Genomic DNA, 20,434 nt, shown 5'->3' with positions numbered 1-20,434 from the left:
CCTGTCCCTCTTCCCCCTGGGCCTAGTCCCGCTCGCAGACGAAGATCGCCGTGCCCGGGATCAGGTTGCCGCGCAGCGGGGACCAGCCGCCCCACTCCTGGTTGTTCCAGGCGGGCCATTCCGGTTCGACCAGGTCGATCAGGCGGAAACCGCCGGCGACCACGTCGCGTACCCGGTCACCGAGGGTGCGGTGGTGCTCCACATAGACGGCCCGGCCGGTTTCGTCCTGTTCCACATAAGGGGTGCGGTCGAAGTAGGAGGCCGCCACCGACAGGCCCTCGGGGCCCGGCTCGTCCGGGAACGCCCAGCGGATGGGGTGCGTGACGGAGAAGACCCACCGGCCGCCGGGGCGCAGTACCCGCCGTACCTCCCGCATCACCCGTACCGGGTCGGCGACGAAGGGCACCGCGCCGTAGGCCGAGCACGCGAGGTCGAAGGAGCCGTCGGCGAAGGGCAGCGCGCCCGCGTCCGCCTCCACCAGGGGGACGTCCCCGCCGATGCGCAGGGCGTGCTGGAGCTGGCGGTGGGAGAGGTCGAGGGCCACCGGGCGGGCGCCCTGGGCGGCCAGCCAGCGCGAGCACTGGGCGGCGCCCGCGCCGATCTCCAGGACGTCGAGGCCCTTGAGGCCGTCGGCCGGGCCCAGCAGCGCCGCCTCGGTCTCGTCGAGGCCCTCCGGACCCCAGACGAAGCGGTCGTCCCCGAGGAAGCCGCCGTGCTCGCTCTGGTACTCGTCCGCGTTGCGGTCCCACCAGCCCCGGCTGGCCCGGCTGCTCTCCGCCTCGTCGCTCTCCCGCCGTGTCGCTTCCGGCTCGTATTCATGGATCATTTCGACCGTGGCGCCCTTGGCAGTAGTCTCTTCGTCTTCACCCGAGCGGGAGCTACGGGCTGCGGCGGGGCCTTCGTGGCCTCGCGACACATGAGTTGTGCCGGTTATGGGGTGTTTCATCCCGGGTGTGCGCCTTCGCGCATTGACCCTGTCCGGCTGCCCCCGTATGCTACAAGTTGCGCTGCGGGCCTGCGCGCCTCAGACCTAGCAGGCCGCGCTCGCACTTGTTGTATGTCCCCTCGGTTGTCGAGGTGCTCCCGGTGTCTTCGGATTCGTCCGAAGCCCTCGGATCAGGCACCTCCAAGGCTGTCCGGCTTCGGCGGTGCGATACGGGCTCTCGGCGTAGCAGTACCTACGACTCACTGTCCGTACCGGAGCCCTTTCCCACATGACGAGCAGCACCGAGACCACCGCCACCACTCCGCAGGTTGCGGTCAACGACATCGGTAACGAGGAAGCCTTCCTCGCCGCGATCGACGAGACGATCAAGTACTTCAACGACGGCGACATCGTCGACGGCGTCATCGTGAAGGTCGACCGGGACGAGGTCCTGCTCGACATCGGTTACAAGACCGAAGGCGTCATCCCTTCCCGCGAGCTTTCGATCAAGCACGACGTCGACCCGAACGAGGTCGTCAAGGTCGGCGACGAGATCGAGGCCCTGGTTCTCCAGAAGGAGGACAAGGAAGGTCGTCTCATCCTGTCCAAGAAGCGCGCTCAGTACGAGCGTGCCTGGGGCACGATCGAGAAGATCAAGGAAGAGGACGGGATCGTCACCGGTACCGTCATCGAGGTCGTCAAGGGTGGTCTCATCCTCGACATCGGCCTCCGTGGCTTCCTCCCGGCCTCCCTGGTCGAGATGCGCCGCGTCCGCGACCTCCAGCCCTACGTGGGCAAGGAGCTCGAGGCCAAGATCATCGAGCTGGACAAGAACCGCAACAACGTGGTCCTGTCCCGCCGTGCCTGGCTGGAGCAGACCCAGAGCGAGGTCCGCCAGACCTTCCTCACGACCCTGCAGAAGGGCCAGGTCCGCTCCGGCGTCGTTTCCTCGATCGTCAACTTCGGTGCGTTCGTGGACCTCGGCGGCGTCGACGGTCTCGTCCACGTCTCCGAGCTCTCCTGGAAGCACATCGACCACCCGTCCGAGGTTGTCGAGGTCGGCCAGGAAGTCACCGTCGAGGTCCTCGACGTCGACATGGACCGCGAGCGTGTCTCCCTGTCGCTCAAGGCGACGCAGGAAGACCCGTGGCAGCAGTTCGCCCGGACCCACCAGATCGGTCAGGTCGTCCCGGGTAAGGTCACCAAGCTCGTTCCCTTCGGTGCGTTCGTGCGCGTCGACGAGGGCATCGAGGGCCTGGTCCACATCTCCGAGCTGGCCGAGCGCCACGTGGAGATCCCGGAGCAGGTCGTCCAGGTCAACGACGAGATCTTCGTCAAGGTCATCGACATCGACCTCGAGCGTCGTCGCATCAGCCTCTCGCTGAAGCAGGCCAACGAGTCCTTCGGTGCCGACCCGTCCGTGGTCGAGTTCGACCCGACCCTGTACGGCATGGCCGCGTCCTACGACGACCAGGGCAACTACATCTACCCCGAGGGCTTCGACCCCGAGGCCAACGACTGGCTCGAGGGCTACGAGAAGCAGCGCGAGGAGTGGGAGCGCCAGTACGCCGAGGCGCAGCAGCGCTTCGAGCAGCACCAGGCGCAGGTCATCAAGTCCCGCGAGGCCGACGAGCAGGCCGCGGCCGAGGGCGCTGCCGCTCCGGCCGGTGCCTCCTCCTCGACCGGCGGCGGCAACGTCTCCGGCGGTTCGTACTCCTCGGAGTCGGCCGACAACTCCGGCGCCCTGGCGTCGGACGAGGCGCTCGCCGCGCTCCGCGAGAAGCTCGCCGGCGGCCAGAGCTGAGGCTCTGACCGGCAGCAGCTGACAGCTGACTGAAGTAAGGCCCGTTCCCCTTGGGGAGCGGGCCTTACTGCATGTCCGGGGGCCCTGCGGGGCGAGGCCCGGAGCATGCGGGACAGGGCACGGCCGGTCCGCTGTCTGCCTGCTCCCCCTGATTACTCCTGATGCCTCGTCAACCTCATGAGGCGGTCCCGGTCTCTTGACGACCCGTCTCTTCCTCCGGGACAGGGGGGGCGGACGGGAATGAGCCGGACCTCCACGGGCGTTCCCTGGTACGGAACATGAGGAGGAACGGTCACTGTGTTGGATCCGCAGGGTTTGTACGAATGGGAGCCCAAGGGGCTCGCCGTGGCCGACCTGGCCCTGGCCCAGGACACGGCCGGTCTGGTCATGCTCTACCACTTCGACGGCTACATCGACGCCGGTGAGACCGGCGAACAGATCGTCGAGCGGCTGCTGGACGGCCTGCCGCACCAGGTCGTCGCCCGCTTCGACCACGACCGGCTCATCGACTACCGGGCGCGCCGCCCCCTGCTCACCTTCGAGCGGGACCACTGGAGCGCCTACGAGACGCCGAAGATCGAGCTGTACCTGGTGCAGGACGCGACCGGCGCGCCCTTCCTGCTGCTGACCGGCCCCGAGCCGGACGTCGAGTGGGAGCGGTTCGCGGCGGCTGTCCGGCAGCTGGTGGAGCGGCTGGGCGTGCGGCTGTCGGTCAACTTCCACGGCATCCCCATGGGCGTCCCGCACACCCGGCCCGTCGGTATCACCCCGCACGGCAACCGCACCGATCTGATGCCCGGTCACCGTAGCTACTTCGACGAGGCCCAGGTGCCCGGCAGCGCCGAGTCGTTCGTCGAGTACCGCCTGGCGGAAGCCGGCCACGACGTCCTCGGCGTCGCCGCCCACGTCCCGCACTACGTGGCCCGCTCGCCCTACCCGGATGCCGCGCTGACCGCCCTGGAGGCGGTCACCGCCGCCACGGGCCTGGTCCTGCCGAACGCCGCGCACGCCCTGCGGACCGAGGCCCTGCGCACCCAGGAGGAGATCGAGCGGCAGATTGCCGAGGGGGACGAGGAGCTCGTCGCGCTCGTCCGGGGCCTTGAGCACCAGTACGACGCGGTGGCCGGCTCCGAGACGCGCGGCAATCTCGTCGCCGAGCCGGTCGAGCTGCCCTCGGCCGATGAACTGGGCGCGGAATTCGAGCGCTTCCTCGCCGACAGGGAGGGCGACGGCGGCCGTTGACGGCCGGGCCGATAGCGTGGGGCCCATGCTGAAGGTGGGCCTCACGGGCGGTATCGGGTCGGGCAAGAGCGAGGTGTCGCGGCTTCTCGCGGCGTACGGGGCGGTGATCGTCGACGCCGACCGCATCGCGCGGGAGGTGGTCGAGCCGGGCACGCCCGGACTGGCCGCCGTCGTCGCCGAGTTCGGCCCCGGCGTCCTCGCGGCCGACGGCGCCCTCGACCGGCCCAAGCTCGGCGCGATCGTCTTCGCCGACACCGGCCGGCTCACGGCGCTCAACGCCATCGTGCACCCCCTCGTCCGCGCCCGCTCCGCCGAGATCGAAGCGGCGGCGGCCCCGGACGCCGTCGTCGTCCACGACGTCCCCCTCCTCGCCGAGAACGGCCTCGCGCCCCTCTACGACCTGGTCGTCGTCATCGACGCGGCGGAGGAGACCCGCCTCGACCGCCTCGTCCGGCTGCGCGGCATGACGCTCGAGGAGGCCCGCGCCCGGATGGCCGCCCAGGCGACCCGAGAGGAGCGGCTGGCCGTCGCCGATCTCGTCATCGACAACGACGGCCCGCTCGAAGCGCTGGAGGCACAGGTCGCGAAGGTCTGGGCGGACCTGCTCGCACGGTCGGCGCACCCCACCGCATAGACGCTGCCGCCGCGAGGGCTTCCCTACCGGCGCCTCGGCTTGCGGACGGACTCATGAGGCGGGACGTTCCGGTTGCGGACGGGCTCATAGGGCGGGACGTCCCGGCCCGGCTGGTAGTGCGGGCCCTGGCGCATGTGCCGTATCACCATGATCAGATCGGTGGCGGTCACCGCGATCAGCACCGCGCAGGCGATCGCCCACCCGGGCTGCCCCGCCGCCGCGAAGAGCACGGTCCCCGCCACGGCCCAGAGCAGCCCCCACAGGGCCAGCCCGCAACGCAGCCGCAGTGGACTCCGCGCGGTCACCGGTTCGCTGCCCGTACGCATGGCACTCATCTCCCACTCCCCAGGATCCACCCGGCGCGGGCGACGCGGAAGAACCGGACGTTCCGGGGCGATGCGCGGTCGGCTGAGGCCGCCGACGGCGGCGGACCGGGGATGTCAGTGCCTCTCCGTAGACTCGGTCCGTGTCGTGGACGAGTGCCGTGGAAGTCCGGCGATCACACGATCAGGGCGGCGGCGGGTGGCACGAGACGGGCGAGGTGATGGGCGGGTGGCACAGGCACTGCCCTCGCGGGCACGGTCCGGCCACGGCCCGGCCGGGCCCGGGGCATCGCGGACCGAGCCGCTGGCGCGCTGCGCCGCGGTGCTGCTGCCCGCCGACCCGCCGAGGGCCACCACGGTCGCCTTCTGGCGCCCGGACGGTGGCCCCCTGCCGGAGACGACGGGCACACCCGGCGGGGACCCGACGGGGACGCCGCCCGCCGAGCTCACGGTCGTGCGCCCCCACGGACGCGGTGTCCGGCGGCACACCGTGCCCGCCCTCGTGCTGCCCCTCGACCAGGCCGTGCCGCTCCTCGCCCGGGCCCGGCACGACCCGTGCGCCCATCCGGCGGCCGCGTGCTGGGGAGCGGCCGTGCTGCACGCGATGGGCCTCGTCGCGCGGGGCCGCTTCCGCCCGGGACTCACCCCGGCCGGGCACGACGCCTGGCAGGCCGGCCCGCTGGACGCCGACGACCTCGCACACCTCCGGGCGATCGCCGCCGCCATGCCGCCCGAGGCCCACGCGGTGCCCCTGCCCGGCTCCGGCCCGCTGCGGCTGCCCGCCCCGGAGACGCTGGTGCGGGAGCTGCTCGACGCCGTCACCGACCGTCTGCCGCGCACGCCCGCCGCCGCCCACGCGGCCGGAGACCTCTACGCGGCACCGGGCCGCCCATCCCGCCCGCCCGGCTCACCGGCCCTGAGCGCTTGGTGCGCCGAGGCCGCGACCGGTGCCGACACCGGGGTGCGGATCTCACTGCGCCTGGACCTGGGAGCGCACGACCTCGACGAGGAGGGCGGTCACGCGACGGTCGTCGTGCAGGTCCACAGCCTGGTCGACCCGACCCTGCTCACCGACGCGGCCGAGCTGTGGGCGGGGCGGGCGGGAGAGCACTTCGGGGCGCGCAGCCGCATCGACACGGTCCTCGCCCTGCGGCGCGCGGCCCGCCTGTGGCCACCGCTCGCCCGCCTGCTCGACCGGCCCGTGCCCGATGTCCTGCCCCTCGCCGAGGACGAGCTGTACGAGCTGCTGGGGCCCGTCGCGCGGCGCCTGTCCGCCGCGGGCATCGCCGTGCACTGGCCCCGGGAGCTCGCCCGTGGGCTGACCGCCACGGCGGTCGTCCGGATGGCACCGGGCACCGCGTCCGACGAGCCCGCCTTCTTCGACACCGCGCGGGCCCTGGAGTTCAGCTGGCAGCTCGCGCTGGGCGGGGCACCGCTCACCGAGCAGGAGATGGACGCCCTCGCGGAAGCGCACCGGCCCGTGGTGCGCCTGCGTGACCAATGGGTGCTGGTGGACCCCGCGCTGGTCCGCAAGGCGCGCGCACGTCACCTCGGCCGGCTCGACGCCGCCGAAGGCCTGTCGGTGGCCCTCACCGGCACGGGCGACATCGACGGCGAGCGTACCGAGGTCGTCCCCACGGGAGCGCTCGCCGCCCTCCGCGACCGGATCACCGGCCAGGCACAGCCGGTGGTCCCGCCGCCCGGGCTGCACGCGACGCTGCGCGACTACCAGCTGCGCGGGCTGGCCTGGCTGGACCTGATGACCTCGCTCGGCCTGGGCGGCTGCCTCGCCGACGACATGGGCCTCGGCAAGACCGTCACGCTCATCGCCCTGCACCTGCACCGCGCGTCGCGGTCGGCGGGCACGATGCCCCCGACCCTGGTGATCTGCCCGGCCTCCCTCCTCGGCAACTGGCAGCGCGAGATCGAGCACTTCGCGCCCGGCGTCCCCGTCCACCGCTTCCACGGCACCGGCCGGGCCCTGGACGCGATGACGAGCGGCTTCGTCCTCACCACCTACGGCACGATGCGCACCAGCGCCGCCCTGCTCGCCGAGCACCCCTGGGGCCTGGTCGTCGCGGACGAGGCACAGCACGTCAAGAACCCGTACTCCCGGGCCGCCGTCGCCCTGCGGACCATTCCCGCGCCCGCCCGTGTCGCCCTCACCGGCACCCCCGTGGAGAACAACCTCTCCGAGCTGTGGGCGCTCCTGGACTGGACCACCCCCGGCCTGCTCGGCTCCCTGAAGAACTTCCGGGCCCGCCACGCCCGCGCCATCGAGAGCGAGGACCAGGGCGAGCGGGAGGAGGCGGCCGAGCGCCTCGGCCGACTCGTGCGGCCCTTCCTGCTGCGCCGCAGGAAGTCCGACCCCGGCATCGCCCCGGAGCTGCCGCCGAAGACGGAGACCGACCACCCGGTCCCGCTGTCGCGCGAACAGGCCGCGCTCTACGAGGCGGTCGTGCGGGAGACCCTCACGCACATCGAGGAGGCCGCGGGGATGGCACGCCGCGGCCTGGTGATGAAGCTGCTCACCGATCTCAAGCAGATCTGCAACCACCCGGCCCAGTATCTGAAGGAGGACGCCGCCCGGCTGACGGGGCGTTCGGGCAAGCTGGAGCTGCTCGACGAGCTGCTGGACACGATCCTCTCGGAGGACGGTGCCGTCCTGGTCTTCACCCAGTACGTCTCGATGGCCCGCCTGCTCTCCGCGCACCTCACGGCGCGCGGCGTGCCGTCCCGGCTGCTCCACGGAGGCACGCCGGTCGCCCGGCGCCAGGAGCTGGTGGACGAGTTCCAGTCCGGCGAGGTGCCGGTGTTCCTGCTGTCGCTGAAGGCGGCCGGCACGGGCCTGAACCTCACGCGGGCGGGTCATGTCGTGCACTACGACCGCTGGTGGAACCCGGCGGTCGAGGAGCAGGCCACCGACCGCGCCTACCGCATCGGGCAGACGCAGCCGGTCCAGGTGCACCGGCTCATCGCCGAGGGCACGGTCGAGGACCGGATCGCCGAGATGCTGGAGAGCAAGCGCGCGTTGGCCGACGCGGTGCTGAGCGGCGGGGAGTCCGCGCTGACCGAGCTGAGCGACGCCGAGCTCGCCGATCTGGTGGCCCTGCGGAGGCCGGCATGACCGGCGCCACGTCCTGGTGGGGCCGCGCGTGGATCGAGGCCCTGGAGACCATGTCCCTCGACGAGGGCCGCCTCTCCCGGGGCCGTTCGTACGCCCGCGGGGGCCATGTCCGTGACATCACGGTCGCTCCCGGCCGTGTCACGGCGCGGGTCGAGGGCAGCCGCTCGCGCCCGTATCGCACGGGCATCGGGCTCCGCACGCTCTCCGACGACGACTGGGACCGCTTCCTGGACGCCGTCGCGGACCACCCGGACCACCTCGCGGCACTCCTCGACAAGGGCATGCCGCACGCGCTGGCCGACGCGGCCACCACCGCGGGCGTCCGGCTGCTGCCCGGCCCCGGTGATCTGTCCCCGCACTGCACCTGCCCCGACCGCGGCCACCCCTGCAAGCACGCGGCCGCCCTCTGCTACGAGACGGCCCGGCTGCTGGACGGTGACTTCTTCCTGCTGCTGCTGATGCGCGGCCGTGACGAGCGGGAGCTCCTCGACGACCTCGCCCGCCGCAACGCCGCCCACGCGGCCCGGGAAGCAACCGCCCCGCCCACCGGGGTCAGCGCCCGCGCGGCGCTGTCGGCCGAGCGACGCCCGCCGCTCCCTCCGCCGTTGCCCGTGCCCGCCCACCTCGGCCGGCCGCCGGCGCTCCCCGACGCGGAGGGCCTGCCGCTGGACCCGGACCTCCTCGAATTCCTCGCCGCGGACGCGGTCTCCCGGGCCCACGCCTTCCTCACCACCGGCGGCACGCCCTTCCCGGACCTCACCCCCTGGCAGGACGCGGTGCGCCTGGCCGCCGCCCACCCCACCTCCGGCCTGACCGCCTCCACCCGTGCCCTCTACCGCGCCCTCGCGGCGGGCACCGGCCGCACCCCCACCGACGTGGCCCGCGCGGTGGCCGCCTGGCGCCAGGGCGGCCCGGAGGGCCTGTCCGTCCTCGAAACCCCCTGGGACCCCCCGGCCGGCCCCTTCGACCGAGCCCGCTCCACCCTCACCGCCGCCGGCCTCCCCCCACTCCGCCCCCGCCACAACCACCTCACGGACGAAGCCCGCGGCATCCAGCTCCGCTACGGCCACGACGGCCGCTGGTACCCCTACGAGGCCGACCCCCCGGCCCCCGTCCCCGTCTGGTGGCCGACGGGGGCGGCCACCGAGGACCCGGTGAGCGCACTGGTGGACCTGATGGAGGCGTCGGCGGCGTAGGGGCCGGCTCGGCGTACGGGCCGGGGAGGAGCCCTCAGAAGAGGGGCTCGGGCAGGACTCCTTCGAGGGCCAGCAGGTCGCGCTTGGTCTCCAGGCCCGGGCCGAAGCCGCCCAGGCCGCCGTTGCTCTCGATGACGCGGTGACAGGGCACCACGACGGGCAGCGGGTTGCTGCCCATGGCCACGCCCACCGCGCGTGCCGCGCCCAGCTCGCCCACCCGGTCGGCGAGGTCCTGGTAACTGGCCAGGGTGCCGTAGGGGACGTGGGCGGCCAGCTCGCGCAGTACCCGGCGGTTGAAGCCCGAGGTCAGCGACCAGTCCAGCGGGACGGAGAAGGTCCGCAGGCGGCCGTCGAAGTACGCCGTCAGCTCAGCCGTCGCCGTGGCGAGGACCTCGTGCGCCGCACAGGGCGGCGGGGGCGGTGGGAGGGGGCCGGAGCCGAGGCGGCGGGTCAGCCGGGCGACCGTGCCGGCCGCCGTCGCCGCGTCGGCGTGGAAGGCCACGCACAGCAGGCCCTTCTCCGTCGCCGCGAGTCCCAGGGGGCCGACGCGGGTGGCGACCGTGGTCCAGGCCCACGCCGGGGGCCCGGTCGGCGTCACCCGCCCGGCATCCGCCACATCGGTCACGTCCGTCACTTCGGTGTCCGTCACGCGTCCAGCGTAGAACGGACACTCCTCGCGACGGCCCGGCATGCCCCTACAGCGGGCCCCCGCCGCCCATGGCCGAGATGATGCCGGATTCCTCGTCGAGCGCCTCCTCCACCACGTGCGGCGCGTTGCTGATGATGCCGTCCACCCCCAGGCGCGCGAGGGCCACCGCCCGCCGGCCGTCGTCGACGGTCCACGCCGAGACCGTCAGCCGCTTGCCCTGCGGGCCCTTCAGCGCGTGGACCGCCCTGACCCAGTCGGCGGTGACGCTCTTGTGGTTGGGGTTGATCTGGTCGACGAACTTCGCGTACGAGGGGAGGTCCGCGGCCTTCGGGGCGCCGAGGAAGCCCGTCCTCACGTCCGGGCGGAGCCGGTGGAAGGCCTTCAGGGACTTCGCGTCGAAGCTCTGGACGACCAGCCTGCGCGCCACGTGCCGCCGGTCGAGCCAGCCCGCCCGGCGCAGCTCCGTGACCAGCTGCTCCTCGATGCCCGGGTAGAGGCCGGGCTCCTTGGCCTCCAGCAGCAGCTTCTGCTGGTTGTGGTCCACCCGCCGGAGGTAGCTGCGCAGCGTGGGCACCCGCTCGCCCTTGAAGCGCCGGTCGAACCAGCTGCCCGCGTCCAGCTTCTGGATCTCGGCGAGCGTGAAGTCCGCGACCTTCCAGGGCGCACGGCGCGGATAGCGCTGTTCGACATCGGTCGTCCGGGCCAGGGAGGTGTCGTGCATGATGATCAGGGCGCCGTCCTTGGTGCGCTGGACGTCGTTCTCCACCCATTCGATACCCAGCGCGGCGGCTCTGTCGATCGACGCCAGGGTGTTCTCCGGGGCCTCGACCGGTACCCCCCGATGGGCGATCGCGTAGGTGTTCAGCGGGGCGACGGCCCCGGCGGGCTGCGCCGCGGCCGGGCCGGCGAGGAGCAGGGCGGGCAGGGACAACCCGAGAATCGCGCTGGTCACGGTGGAGACGGGGCGGATGCGCATAAAGGGGCTCCTCGCGGCGTCTGGGATCGCGGACGCGGTGGCGTCCAGGCCCTGTGTCTACGGAAAAGATGTACAGAAGACAAGTACGCGATCGCGCCGCGCCGGACACCCGGAGCCGGAGACCTTTGCCGGCTCTTCGCCGCCCGTTCGCCTGGAAAACGGGGGCCGAACGACCGGAGCCCGGCCGTTGTCAGTGGTGGGCCGTACGGTGGTCTCATGCGGCCCGTATCAAAGATCGAACGCACGGTGGCGCCCTTCGAGGTCGTCAGTCCCTTCCAGCCCAGCGGTGACCAGCCCACGGCCATCGCCGATCTGGAGCGGCGCATTCGCGCCGGTGAGAAGGATGTCGTCCTCCTCGGGGCGACCGGCACCGGCAAGTCGGCGACCACGGCGTGGATGATCGAGAAACTCCAGCGGCCGACGCTCGTCATGGCGCCGAACAAGACCCTCGCGGCCCAGCTCGCCAATGAATTCCGCGAGCTCCTGCCGAATAACGCGGTCGAGTACTTCGTCTCGTACTACGACTACTACCAGCCCGAGGCGTACGTCCCCCAGTCGGACACCTACATCGAGAAGGACTCCTCGATCAACGAGGAAGTCGAGCGGCTGCGCCACTCCGCGACGAATTCCCTGCTCACCCGGCGCGACGTGGTCGTGGTGGCCTCGGTCTCCTGCATCTACGGCCTCGGTACGCCCCAGGAGTACGTGGACCGCATGGTCCCGCTCAAGGTCGGCGAGGAGATCGACCGGGATCAGCTGCTGCGCCGCTTCGTGGAGATCCAGTACACGCGCAACGACGTGGCCTTCACGCGCGGCACGTTCCGGGTGCGCGGCGACACCATCGAGATCTTCCCGGTCTACGAGGAGCTGGCCGTCCGGATCGAGATGTTCGGTGACGAGATCGAGGCGCTCTCCACGCTCCACCCGCTCACCGGCGAGGTCATCTCCGACGACCGGGAGCTGTACGTCTTCCCCGCCAGCCACTACATCGCCGGCCCGGAGCGGATGGAGAAGGCCGTCGCGGGGATCGAGGCCGAGCTGGCGGAGACCCTCGCCCGGATGGAGAAGCAGGGCAAGCTCCTCGAGGCCCAGCGGCTGCGCATGCGCACCACGTACGACATCGAGATGATGCGCCAGGTCGGCTCCTGCTCCGGCATCGAGAACTACTCGCTGCACATGGACGACCGTGAGCCCGGCTCCCCGCCGAACACTCTGATCGACTACTTCCCCGAAGACTTCCTGCTGGTCATCGACGAGTCGCATGTCACCGTCCCGCAGATCGGCGCGATGTACGAGGGGGACGCGTCCCGTAAGCGGACCCTCGTCGAGCACGGCTTCCGGCTGCCGTCGGCCATGGACAACCGGCCGCTGAAGTGGGAGGAGTTCGTCGAGCGCATCGGGCAGACCGTCTACCTCTCCGCGACCCCGGGCAAGTACGAGCTGTCCCGCGGCGACGGCTTCGTCGAGCAGATCATCCGGCCCACCGGTCTCGTCGACCCCGAGGTCGTCGTCAAGCCCACCGAGGGGCAGATCGACGACCTGGTGCACGAGATCCGCACCCGCACGGAGAAGGACGAGCGGGTCCTGGTCACCACGCTGACCAAGAAGATGGCCGAGGACCTCACGGACTACTTCCTCGAGCTGGGCATCGCCGTGCGCTATCTGCACAGCGACGTCGACACGCTGCGCCGCATCGAGCTGCTGCGCGAGCTGCGCGCCGGTGAGTACGACGTCCTGGTCGGCATCAACCTGCTGCGCGAGGGTCTCGACCTGCCCGAGGTGTCCCTGGTCGCCATCCTGGACGCCGACAAGGAGGGCTTCCTGCGCTCGGGGACGTCCCTGATCCAGACCATCGGCCGCGCGGCGCGCAATGTCTCCGGTCAGGTCCACATGTATGCCGACAAGGTCACTCCGGCGATGGAGAAGGCCATCGAGGAGACCAACCGCCGCCGCGAGAAGCAGATCGCGTACAACAAGGAGCGGGGCATCGACCCGCAGCCGCTGCGCAAGAAGATCGGTGACATCGTCGCCACGATCGCCCGCGAGGAGATCGACACGCAGGAGCTGCTGGGCTCCGGCTACCGCCAGGCCGAAGGGGGCAAGGCCCCCGTCCCCACGGCCGCCGCCGGCAAGGCGGGCGCCAAGACGGCCAAGGGCAGGGGCAAGGCCAAGGCGGTCGTCGCGACGGACCGGCCCGCGGCGGAACTGGCCCAGCTCATCGAGGACATGACGGACCGCATGCGGGCGGCCGCGGCGGAGCTGCAGTTCGAGGTCGCCGCCCGGCTGCGCGACGAGGTGGGCGAGTTGAAGAAGGAGCTGCGGCAGATGCGCGAGGCCGGCCTGGCCTGACGGGCCCTGACGTGGCCTGATGGGAGCTGACGGGCCCTGACGCGGCCTGACGGGACGGCCACCGGCCGGCCGCGTCGGCGGAAGATGTTGCAAGACCGCCACAAACCCTCCTCGGGTGTGCTCGCGACCGGTGACAGTGCATAGGGTCGTGGGAGGAGACCGCGCCGAGCGCGCGGTCACGGGGCAACACGAGAGAAAAACGAGAAGGGACTGCGCGTGACGGTCAACTTGTCCAAGGGTCAGGGCATCAGCCTGCAGAAGGCCGACGGGGGCACCCTGACCGCGGTACGGATGGGGCTGGGCTGGCAGGCCGCCCCCCGCCGCGGACTGTTCGGGTCGCGCACGAGGGAGATCGACCTCGACGCGTCGGCGCTGCTCTTCGCCGACAAGCAGCCCGTCGACGTGGTCTTCTTCCAGAAGCTGGTCAGCGACGACGGCTCGGTGCGGCACACCGGCGACAACCGCGTCGGCGGCGCGGGCCAGGGCGGCGACGACGAGGCGATCCTCGTCGACCTCCAGCGCGTCCCCGTCCACATCAACGAGATCGCCTTCACGGTGAACTCCTTCACCGGCCAGACCTTCGGCGAGGTGCAGAACGCGTTCTGCCGCCTGGTCGACGAGACCACCGGCCAGGAGCTGGCCCGCTACACCCTCGACGGCGGCGGGCAGTACACCGCGCAGATCATGGCGAAGGTGCACCGCGCGGGCAACGGCTGGGCGATGACGGCCATCGGCACCCCGGCCAACGGCCGGACCTTCCAGGACCTCATCCCGGCGGTCCAGGCGAGCCTGTAGGGCTCGGCGGCACCACAGTCAGCGGTAGGACCGGGCCCGGCGGAGACAGCTCCGCCGGGCCCGCTTGGTACAGACGAGCGCGGCGCGACGAGCGCGCGACACAACAAGGGGGAACGGCGATGACGGCCGAGCTGACGCGGGGGCAGAACCACCCGCTGCCCGAGACCCGCCTGGAGATCAGGGTTTCGGCGGGCACTCCGGTGGTGGCGGGAGCCACCCTCGGTGACGCGGACGGCAAGGTCGCCGACGCCGCGTGGGTCGCGCACCCCGCCTCACCCCAGCTCCCCGGCCTTGAAGTGTCCCGCCAGGCGGCCGCGGACCACCGGCTGGCCGTCGATCTGGACGCCGTCCCCGAGGCCGTCCACCGCGTCAACGTGCTGCTCGCCCTGCCGGCCGGAGGGGGCGGCCCGGCCCGCTTCGGCGACATGGCGGCGCCCTTCCTCGCCGTCACCTCGCTGGAGGGCGCCGAGGTCGTCAGCTACACCATCACCGACCTGGACGCGGAGTCGGCCGTCGTGGCCCTGGAGCTCTACCGCCGGCAGGGCGCCTGGAAGGTGCGGGCCGTCGGCCAGGGCTACGCGGGCGGTCTCGCCGCGATGCTCGCCGACCAGGGGCTGCCCCGGGCGGCCGAGACGGCCAAGGCCATCGACGAGGCCGTCGCCGGGGGCATGGCCCGCGCCGTGGCCCCGCCGCCGCCCCGCCGGGCCCAGCAGGAGGGCGCCGCGCGCCGCGCGGCCCAGTCCGGCGGGAGCGCCATGGACGCCGGCCGGGCGCCCGTACGGCCGGGCCACGACCCGGAGGCGCCCGCCCCCGGCGACGGTCTCGCGGGCGGCCCGGCGGCGCAGCAGCCTCCGGCCGCGGGCGGCCCCGTCAGCTACCAGCACCCCCGCCGCCGGACGTCGACGCCGCCGGAGCCCGCGCCCGCCGCCCCGTCGGCCGAGCCGGGGCAGCCCGCCCGGCCCGTGGCGGGTGACGCCAGTGGCTGGACGATGAACGAGCGGCTCTACAACCAGGTCTGGGGCATGTTCGAGGACCTGGCCCGCACCACCGCCGCGTACCGCAGCGCGGTCGACTTCGCCGAGTCCCGCCTGGAGCAGGAGCTGGACCGGGTGCTCTCCGACCCGCGCACCCGGGTCGGGCCCGCCGCCGACGCCGCCCGGCAGGAGGCGCGCGCCAAGCAGGACGCGCTCGTCGAGCAGGCCCGCGCCGCCCTCGACCGGGACCTCGCCCAGCTCGCCGCCGAGTCCGAGGTCGTCGAGCACGCCCTGCCGCCCGCCTTCGCCCGCTGGGACAGCCCGGTCTGGCAGGGCTACCAGGTGCCGCTGGAGACCCCGATGGCCCTGCGCGTGGGCGATCTGCGCCTGCCGGAGCGTACGAATCTGCGCATCCCCATGCTGGTGCGACTGCCGTTGGAGCGCGGGCTGTGGATCGACAGCGGCCGCTCGGACGGCACGGACGCCGGCCTGGTGGACTCCGCCGAGCTGCGCCGGCTGGCCATGGACACGGCGGTCGCGCACGCCGCGCGGCTGCTGGCCGTCTACCCGGTCGGTGACCTCACGGTGCACGTCATCGATCCGGCGGGATCGGCCGGTGCCGCCCTGGCGCCGCTGCTGGAGTCCGGGGCGCTGAAGGAGCCTCCGGCGGCCGGGGCGCAGGGGGTGACCGCGCTGCTGGCGCGGCTGACGCGCCGCGTCGACCTGGTGCAGATGGCGGTCCGCAGCGGGGCCGTCGACTCCCTGCCGCCGGACCTCGACGTCGCCGAGCAGCTGCTGATCGTCAATGACTTCCCGCACGGTTTCGACGACCGGGCCGTCACCCAGCTGCGCTACCTCGCGGACGAGGGCCCGGCCGTGGGGGTGCACTTGATGATGGTGGCCGACCGGGAGGACTCCCGGGTGTACGGGCCGGTGCTCGACCCGCTCTGGCGTGCCCTGCTGCGGATCACCCCGGTGCCCTCCGACCACCTCGCCGATCCCTGGGTGGGTCATGCCTGGACCTACGAGCCCTCGCTCGTGCCCGCCGGGAGCGAGGTGCTGCGGCAGGTGCTGTGGCAGGTCGGCCAGGCCCGGCGGGCGTATGGGATCTAGCGCCCCGCTTTACTCAGCAAACACCGTCTGACCTGGGGTTTTGGGGGTTTCTTTACTATTTCTTGGGCCTTCCTGTACTGTTTTTTGTACGGAGGAGGCCCCGTGGACTGAGCGCGGGCGGACGTTCCTCCGGCAGCGACGACGCTGGTAGTTGCCGTACAGAGTGCCGGAGGAACAGTGGACGTTTCCCTGACCCTGTGGGTGCTGACCATTCTTGGTCTGTGCGCCCTCATCGCCGCCGACTTCTTCATAGGGGGCCGCAAGCCCCATGAGGTCTCCATCAAGGAGGCCGGGATCTGGACCGCGGTCTGGATCGCCCTCGCGGGACTCTTCGGGCTGGGGCTGCTGTTCTTCGGCGGCGGCCAGCCGGCCGGTGAGTTCTTCGCGGGCTTCATCACCGAGAAGTCCCTGAGCGTCGACAACCTCTTCGTCTTCGTCCTGATCATGGCGAAGTTCGCCGTTCCGCCGATCTACCAGCAGCGCGTGCTCATGGTCGGTGTGCTGATCGCCCTCGTCCTGCGGGCCGGTTTCATCGGGGCGGGCGCGGCGATCATCGCCAACTTCTCCTGGGTCTTCTACATCTTCGGCGCCTTCCTCATCTGGACCGCCTGGAAGCTCATCCAGGAGGCGCGCGCCGACGCGGAGGAAGAGGAGTTCGAGGAGAACCGCTTCCTGAAGCTCGTCGAGAAGCGCTTCCCGTCCACCGACAAGTACCACGGCACCAAGCTGTTCGTCGTCGAGAACGGCAAGCGCCTGATGACCCCGATGCTGATCGTCATGCTGGCGATCGGCACCACCGATGTGCTCTTCGCCCTGGACTCGATCCCGGCCATCTTCGGCCTCACCCAGGACCCGTACATCGTCTTCACCGCCAACGCCTTCGCCCTCATGGGTCTGCGTCAGCTGTACTTCCTGATCGGTGGCCTGCTGCGGAAGCTGGTCCACCTCTCCTACGGGCTGTCGATCATCCTCGGCTTCATCGGCGTCAAGCTGGTGCTGCACGCCCTGCACGAGAACGGCGTCGGCGTCCCCGAGATCAGCATTCCGGTCTCGCTCGGCGTCATCTGCGCGGTGCTGGTCGTCACGACCGTCACCAGCCTCTACGCCTCCAAGAAGCAGGAGCCGGCCGATGCGGCGGAGCCGGCCGAGGGCAGCGACAAGGACAGCGACAAGGACAACAGCCTGGTCTGAGGGCCTCTCCGCCGTGGCTTCGGCTGCGGCCCCGGCGGGCTGGTCGTGGCCGAGTTCAGCCACGACCAGCCCGTCCGGCGTTGAGGACGGCCTGCCGGGCCCTACGCCGTCGCGTACTCCGCGGCCGGACCGGGGGCCGCCGGCGCCGGGCGGGTGTCGGGCAGCAGCGCGAAGCAGCCGAGGCTCAGCAGGGCGATCGCGGTCAGATAGCCGGCGACCCCCCAGGGCGGTCCGCTGCCCTGGGACGCCGCGGTCGCCACGATCGGCGTGAGGGCACCGCCCAGGACGCCCGCCAGGTTGTAGCCGACGGCCGCGCCCGTGCAGCGCACCCGGGGCTCGTAGAGCTCGGGGAGATAGGCCCCGGTGACGGCGAACGTGGCGGTGAAGGCCAGCATCGCGACGATGAAGCCCACCAGCATCAGCACCGGCCGGCCGGTCTGCAGCAGCGCCACCAGAGGGACCATCCACAGCGCCATGGCGGCGCAGCCGATCAGGCACAGCGGGCGGCGCCCGTAGCGGTCGCCGAGCAGGGCGGCCAGCGGAGTGGCCACGCCTTGGGCGGCGACCGCGACCATGATGCAGGCGAGCATGACCGTGCGGTCGACGTGGAGCGTCTCGGTGGCGTAGGCGAGCGACCAGGTCGTGACCGTGTAGAAGACGGCGTAGCCCGCCGCGAGCCCGCCGGCGGTCAGCAGGACGAGCCGCCAGTGGCCGCGTACGAGGTCGGCCAGCGGCAGCGAGGCACGGGTCTCCTTGGCGGCCAGCTCCTGGAAGGCCGGCGTCTCGCTGAGCTGGGTGCGCAGCAGCAGTCCGGCCGCCGCCAGCAGCCCCGCCGCCCAGAACGGCACCCGCCAGCCCCAGGACAGGAACTGCGCGTCGGTGAGCGTGGCCGACAGGGCGAGCGTCAGGCCGTTGGCCAGGACGAAGCCCACGGAGGGGCCGACCTGCGGGAAGCTCGACCACAGGACCCTGCGGTGGGCGGGCGCGTGTTCCGCGGTCAGCAGCACCGCGCCGCCCCACTCGCCCCCCAGCCCGATGCCCTGCACGAAGCGCAGGACGAGCAGCAGGACGGGGGCGGCGATGCCGATGCTGTCGTAGGTGGGCACCAGGCCGACCGCGACCGTTGCCACGCCCGTCAGGAGCAGGGACGCGATCAGGACCGGCCGCCGCCCGTGACGGTCGCCGATATGGCCGAAAAGGATGGAGCCGAGCGGGCGGGCGATGAACCCGACGCCGAAGGTGCCGAAGGCGGCGAGCGTGCCGATCAGCGGTGAGACGGTGGGAAAGAAGAGCGGGCCGAGGACGAGCGCCGCGGCCGTGCCGTAGACGAAGAAGTCGTAGAACTCGATGGCGGTACCGGCCAGCGAGGCAGCCGCCAGCCGGAACATGGACGGTGAACTCTGGGAACGGTCTCGTTGCATGTAATGCCCAACTTCCATGGAGATGGCAGGCAACGGGGCGTGGGGGAGCGCGGCGCGGGGCGCGGCGGATATCGGCCGGTCCGTCGGAATGCCGGCGGTATCCGCCCCTCCGCCCCCGTCCCGGCCCGGCGCCGCCTCCCCCTGGCGGTACCTCCGCGCTGCCGCCCCCTCGGGCAGCGCAGAGTGGTAAGGACCGGCGGCCCATGGCCGCCGGTCCTTACCGTTCAACGTTGTTCACTTGCCCGGCCGACCGGCCGGGGCGGCGTCACCAGCCGCGCTCGCGCCATTCCGCGAGGTGCGGGCGCTCGGCGCCCAGCGTGGTGTCGTTGCCGTGGCCCGGGTAGACCCAGGTCTCGTCGGAGAGAGCACCGAAGATCTTGGTCTCGACGTCGTCGAGGAGATTGGCGAACGCCTTGGGGTCGTCGTGCGTGTTGCCCACGCCGCCGGGGAAGAGGCAGTCGCCGGTGAAGACGTGCGCGTGGCCGTGCGGGTCGTCGTAGACGAGCGCGATGCTGCCCGGCGTGTGGCCGACGAGGTGGCGGGCCGTCAGCTCCACCCGGCCGACCCGGATGGTGTCCCCGTCCTCGACGAGCACGTCCGTCGGTACCGGGATGCCCTCGGCGTCGTAACGGCCCGCGTGGGTACGGGCGCCGGTGGCGGCCACCACCTCGGCCAGTGCGCCCCAGTGGTCGGCGTGCTGGTGGGTCGTCACCACGGAGGCGATGCCGCTGTCGCCGATCAGGGCGAGCAGGGTGTGCGGCTCGGCGGCGGCGTCGATCAGCAGCTGCTCGTCCGTCGCCCGGCACCGCAGCAGATAGGCGTTGTTGTTCATGGGACCGACCGCGACCTTGGAGATCATCAGATCGGCCAACTCGTGTACATCCGCAGGTCCGCCGACCTCTACCGCTCCGCTGTACGTCATGGGATCACCCTATAGCGGAGGAAGAGCGGGCAGCGGAGCGCCACCGGTTTCGAGATCCGAGCCGTCGCACCGTCCTGCGAGCCAGCCCATCAGGGCCGCCGGAGGGCCGGAGACGGAGACGGGCTCGCCCTCGAGCCGGCCGGTGGACCACTGCTTTCCGCCGTTCCCGCCGGTCGCCTTCAGCCTCAGCGCGGGGACGCCGGGGTTGCCGGTGAAGCGCTCACTGAGGAAGTCGATCTCCCGGGCGGTGAACTCCTCGGGCAGATCCGTCAGTTCGTAACCGATGCCGAGGTCGACGTGGTGCAACTCCACCTCGATGAGACGGCGGAAGGGGACGCGCGCGGCGGAGTCGGTCACGCCGTTGCGCATCTCGATCGTGCGGCTCCAGTCCGCGGGCACGTCGGCCGTCCGCAGGAAGCGGGCGGAGCTGTCGCGCAGGTCCGCGAGCTGCACCTCGAGCGGACGGGGTGCGTCCCGCTCGATGTCGGCATCGCGGGCCTCGCCGCTCACGTACATGGGACGGCCCTCCAGGACGTTCACGAGGGCGTCCGCGTTACGGGCGAGATGGGCCAGGACATGGCCACGGGTCCAGCCGGGAAGCCGTGACGGCTCGGCGACGGCCGCGTTGTCCAGGTCGCCGATCGCGGAGAGCAGCCGGTCGGTGGCCTCACGTACAGCGGCGAGGTCGTGCACATGATCAATCATGCCGCCGACGATAGCCGGGCCACACCTTCGGGTGAAGGTGTCCGATCCCGCCCCTAAATCGAATGTACGTGCTATATGGTCGGGAGCG

General features: G+C 71.9%; 16 protein-coding genes. 9 read left to right on the top strand and 7 right to left on the bottom strand.

What is annotated here, in order from left to right; all coding sequences use genetic code 11:
* Positions 1–22: 22 nt before the first annotated feature.
* Positions 23–826, bottom strand: coding sequence for a class I SAM-dependent methyltransferase (locus tag JO379_RS08735; RefSeq protein WP_209514510.1), 804 nt, complete (start codon positions 824–826; stop codon positions 23–25).
* A 388-nt stretch (positions 827–1,214) separates the two neighbouring features.
* Here JO379_RS08735 and rpsA point away from each other — a divergent pair, with 388 nt between their 5' ends.
* The 3 genes from rpsA to coaE all read left to right on the top strand — a co-directional run bounded on the left by rpsA (position 1,215) and on the right by coaE (position 4,605).
* Positions 1,215–2,729 (top strand): 30S ribosomal protein S1, encoded by a 1,515-nt coding sequence (rpsA, locus tag JO379_RS08730; RefSeq protein ID WP_130877236.1) that lies wholly within the window; start codon positions 1,215–1,217, stop codon positions 2,727–2,729.
* A 297-nt stretch (positions 2,730–3,026) separates the two neighbouring features.
* A complete protein-coding gene (locus JO379_RS08725; protein WP_130877235.1) occupies positions 3,027–3,971 on the top strand; it encodes a PAC2 family protein in 945 nt (314 codons plus the stop codon).
* Between the two features lie 25 nt (positions 3,972–3,996).
* Positions 3,997–4,605 carry a dephospho-CoA kinase gene (gene coaE, locus JO379_RS08720; RefSeq protein ID WP_130877234.1) on the top strand — a complete coding sequence of 203 codons (609 nt, stop codon included), beginning with the start codon at positions 3,997–3,999 and terminating at the stop codon, positions 4,603–4,605.
* Positions 4,606–4,628: 23 nt separating this feature from the next.
* On the opposite strand, the gene JO379_RS08715 is transcribed toward coaE, so the two are convergent.
* Positions 4,629–4,931 carry a DUF6343 family protein gene (locus JO379_RS08715; RefSeq protein ID WP_130877818.1) on the bottom strand — a complete coding sequence of 101 codons (303 nt, stop codon included), beginning with the start codon at positions 4,929–4,931 and terminating at the stop codon, positions 4,629–4,631.
* A 70-nt stretch (positions 4,932–5,001) separates the two neighbouring features.
* On the opposite strand from JO379_RS08715, the gene JO379_RS08710 reads away from it, so the two are divergent.
* Together JO379_RS08710 and JO379_RS08705 are read left to right on the top strand one after the other, a co-directional pair.
* Positions 5,002–8,055 carry an SCO1167/SCO6262 family helicase gene (locus tag JO379_RS08710; protein ID WP_209514508.1) on the top strand — a complete coding sequence of 1,018 codons (3,054 nt, stop codon included), beginning with the start codon at positions 5,002–5,004 and terminating at the stop codon, positions 8,053–8,055.
* Positions 8,052–9,251: an SWIM zinc finger family protein gene (locus JO379_RS08705; protein WP_209514506.1), complete on the top strand. Its 1,200-nt coding sequence runs from the start codon at positions 8,052–8,054 to the stop codon at positions 9,249–9,251. The genes JO379_RS08710 and JO379_RS08705 overlap by 4 nt, the downstream gene beginning before the upstream one ends.
* Positions 9,252–9,285: 34 nt before the next feature.
* On the opposite strand, the gene JO379_RS08700 is transcribed toward JO379_RS08705, so the two are convergent.
* Both JO379_RS08700 and JO379_RS08695 read right to left on the bottom strand, forming a co-directional pair.
* Positions 9,286–9,900 carry a methylated-DNA--[protein]-cysteine S-methyltransferase gene (locus JO379_RS08700; protein ID WP_372449059.1) on the bottom strand — a complete coding sequence of 205 codons (615 nt, stop codon included), beginning with the start codon at positions 9,898–9,900 and terminating at the stop codon, positions 9,286–9,288.
* Between the two features lie 46 nt (positions 9,901–9,946).
* The gene (locus tag JO379_RS08695) at positions 9,947–10,876 is read right to left on the bottom strand and encodes a glycerophosphodiester phosphodiesterase (RefSeq protein ID WP_130877230.1); all 930 of its coding nucleotides are present in this window, start codon (positions 10,874–10,876) and stop codon (positions 9,947–9,949) included.
* A 216-nt stretch (positions 10,877–11,092) separates the two neighbouring features.
* On the opposite strand from JO379_RS08695, the gene uvrB reads away from it, so the two are divergent.
* The 4 genes from uvrB (at position 11,093) to JO379_RS08675 (ending at position 17,298) form a co-directional block, all read left to right on the top strand.
* The gene (uvrB, locus tag JO379_RS08690; protein WP_130877229.1) at positions 11,093–13,225 is read left to right on the top strand and encodes an excinuclease ABC subunit UvrB; all 2,133 of its coding nucleotides are present in this window, start codon (positions 11,093–11,095) and stop codon (positions 13,223–13,225) included.
* A 216-nt stretch (positions 13,226–13,441) separates the two neighbouring features.
* On the top strand, positions 13,442–14,020 hold the full coding sequence (locus JO379_RS08685) for a TerD family protein (RefSeq protein WP_130877228.1): 579 nt from the start codon (positions 13,442–13,444) through the stop codon (positions 14,018–14,020).
* Between the two features lie 119 nt (positions 14,021–14,139).
* A complete protein-coding gene (locus JO379_RS08680) occupies positions 14,140–16,107 on the top strand; it encodes a TerD family protein (protein WP_130877227.1) in 1,968 nt (655 codons plus the stop codon).
* Between the two features lie 177 nt (positions 16,108–16,284).
* Positions 16,285–17,298, top strand: coding sequence for a TerC family protein (locus JO379_RS08675; protein WP_130877226.1), 1,014 nt, complete (start codon positions 16,285–16,287; stop codon positions 17,296–17,298).
* A gap of 101 nt (positions 17,299–17,399) precedes the next feature.
* Here the strand turns inward: JO379_RS08675 and JO379_RS08670 are convergent, their stop codons facing one another.
* From JO379_RS08670 to JO379_RS08660, 3 genes are all read right to left on the bottom strand, one after another.
* Positions 17,400–18,686, bottom strand: a complete 1,287-nt coding sequence (locus JO379_RS08670) for an MFS transporter (RefSeq protein ID WP_130877816.1) — start codon at positions 18,684–18,686, stop codon at positions 17,400–17,402.
* A gap of 298 nt (positions 18,687–18,984) precedes the next feature.
* Positions 18,985–19,641, bottom strand: coding sequence for an MBL fold metallo-hydrolase (locus JO379_RS08665; RefSeq protein ID WP_130877225.1), 657 nt, complete (start codon positions 19,639–19,641; stop codon positions 18,985–18,987).
* Positions 19,642–19,650: 9 nt separating this feature from the next.
* Complete coding sequence (locus JO379_RS08660; protein WP_209514501.1) at positions 19,651–20,346, bottom strand: maleylpyruvate isomerase family mycothiol-dependent enzyme; 696 nt, start codon at positions 20,344–20,346, stop codon at positions 19,651–19,653.
* Positions 20,347–20,434 lie beyond the last annotated feature (88 nt).

It is taken from the genome of Streptomyces syringium, from assembly GCF_017876625.1.
Lineage (GTDB): Bacteria > Actinomycetota > Actinomycetes > Streptomycetales > Streptomycetaceae > Streptomyces > Streptomyces syringius.
Note: the sequence above shows the minus strand (reverse complement) of the source record. Positions and strands in the feature narration are given on the sequence as shown.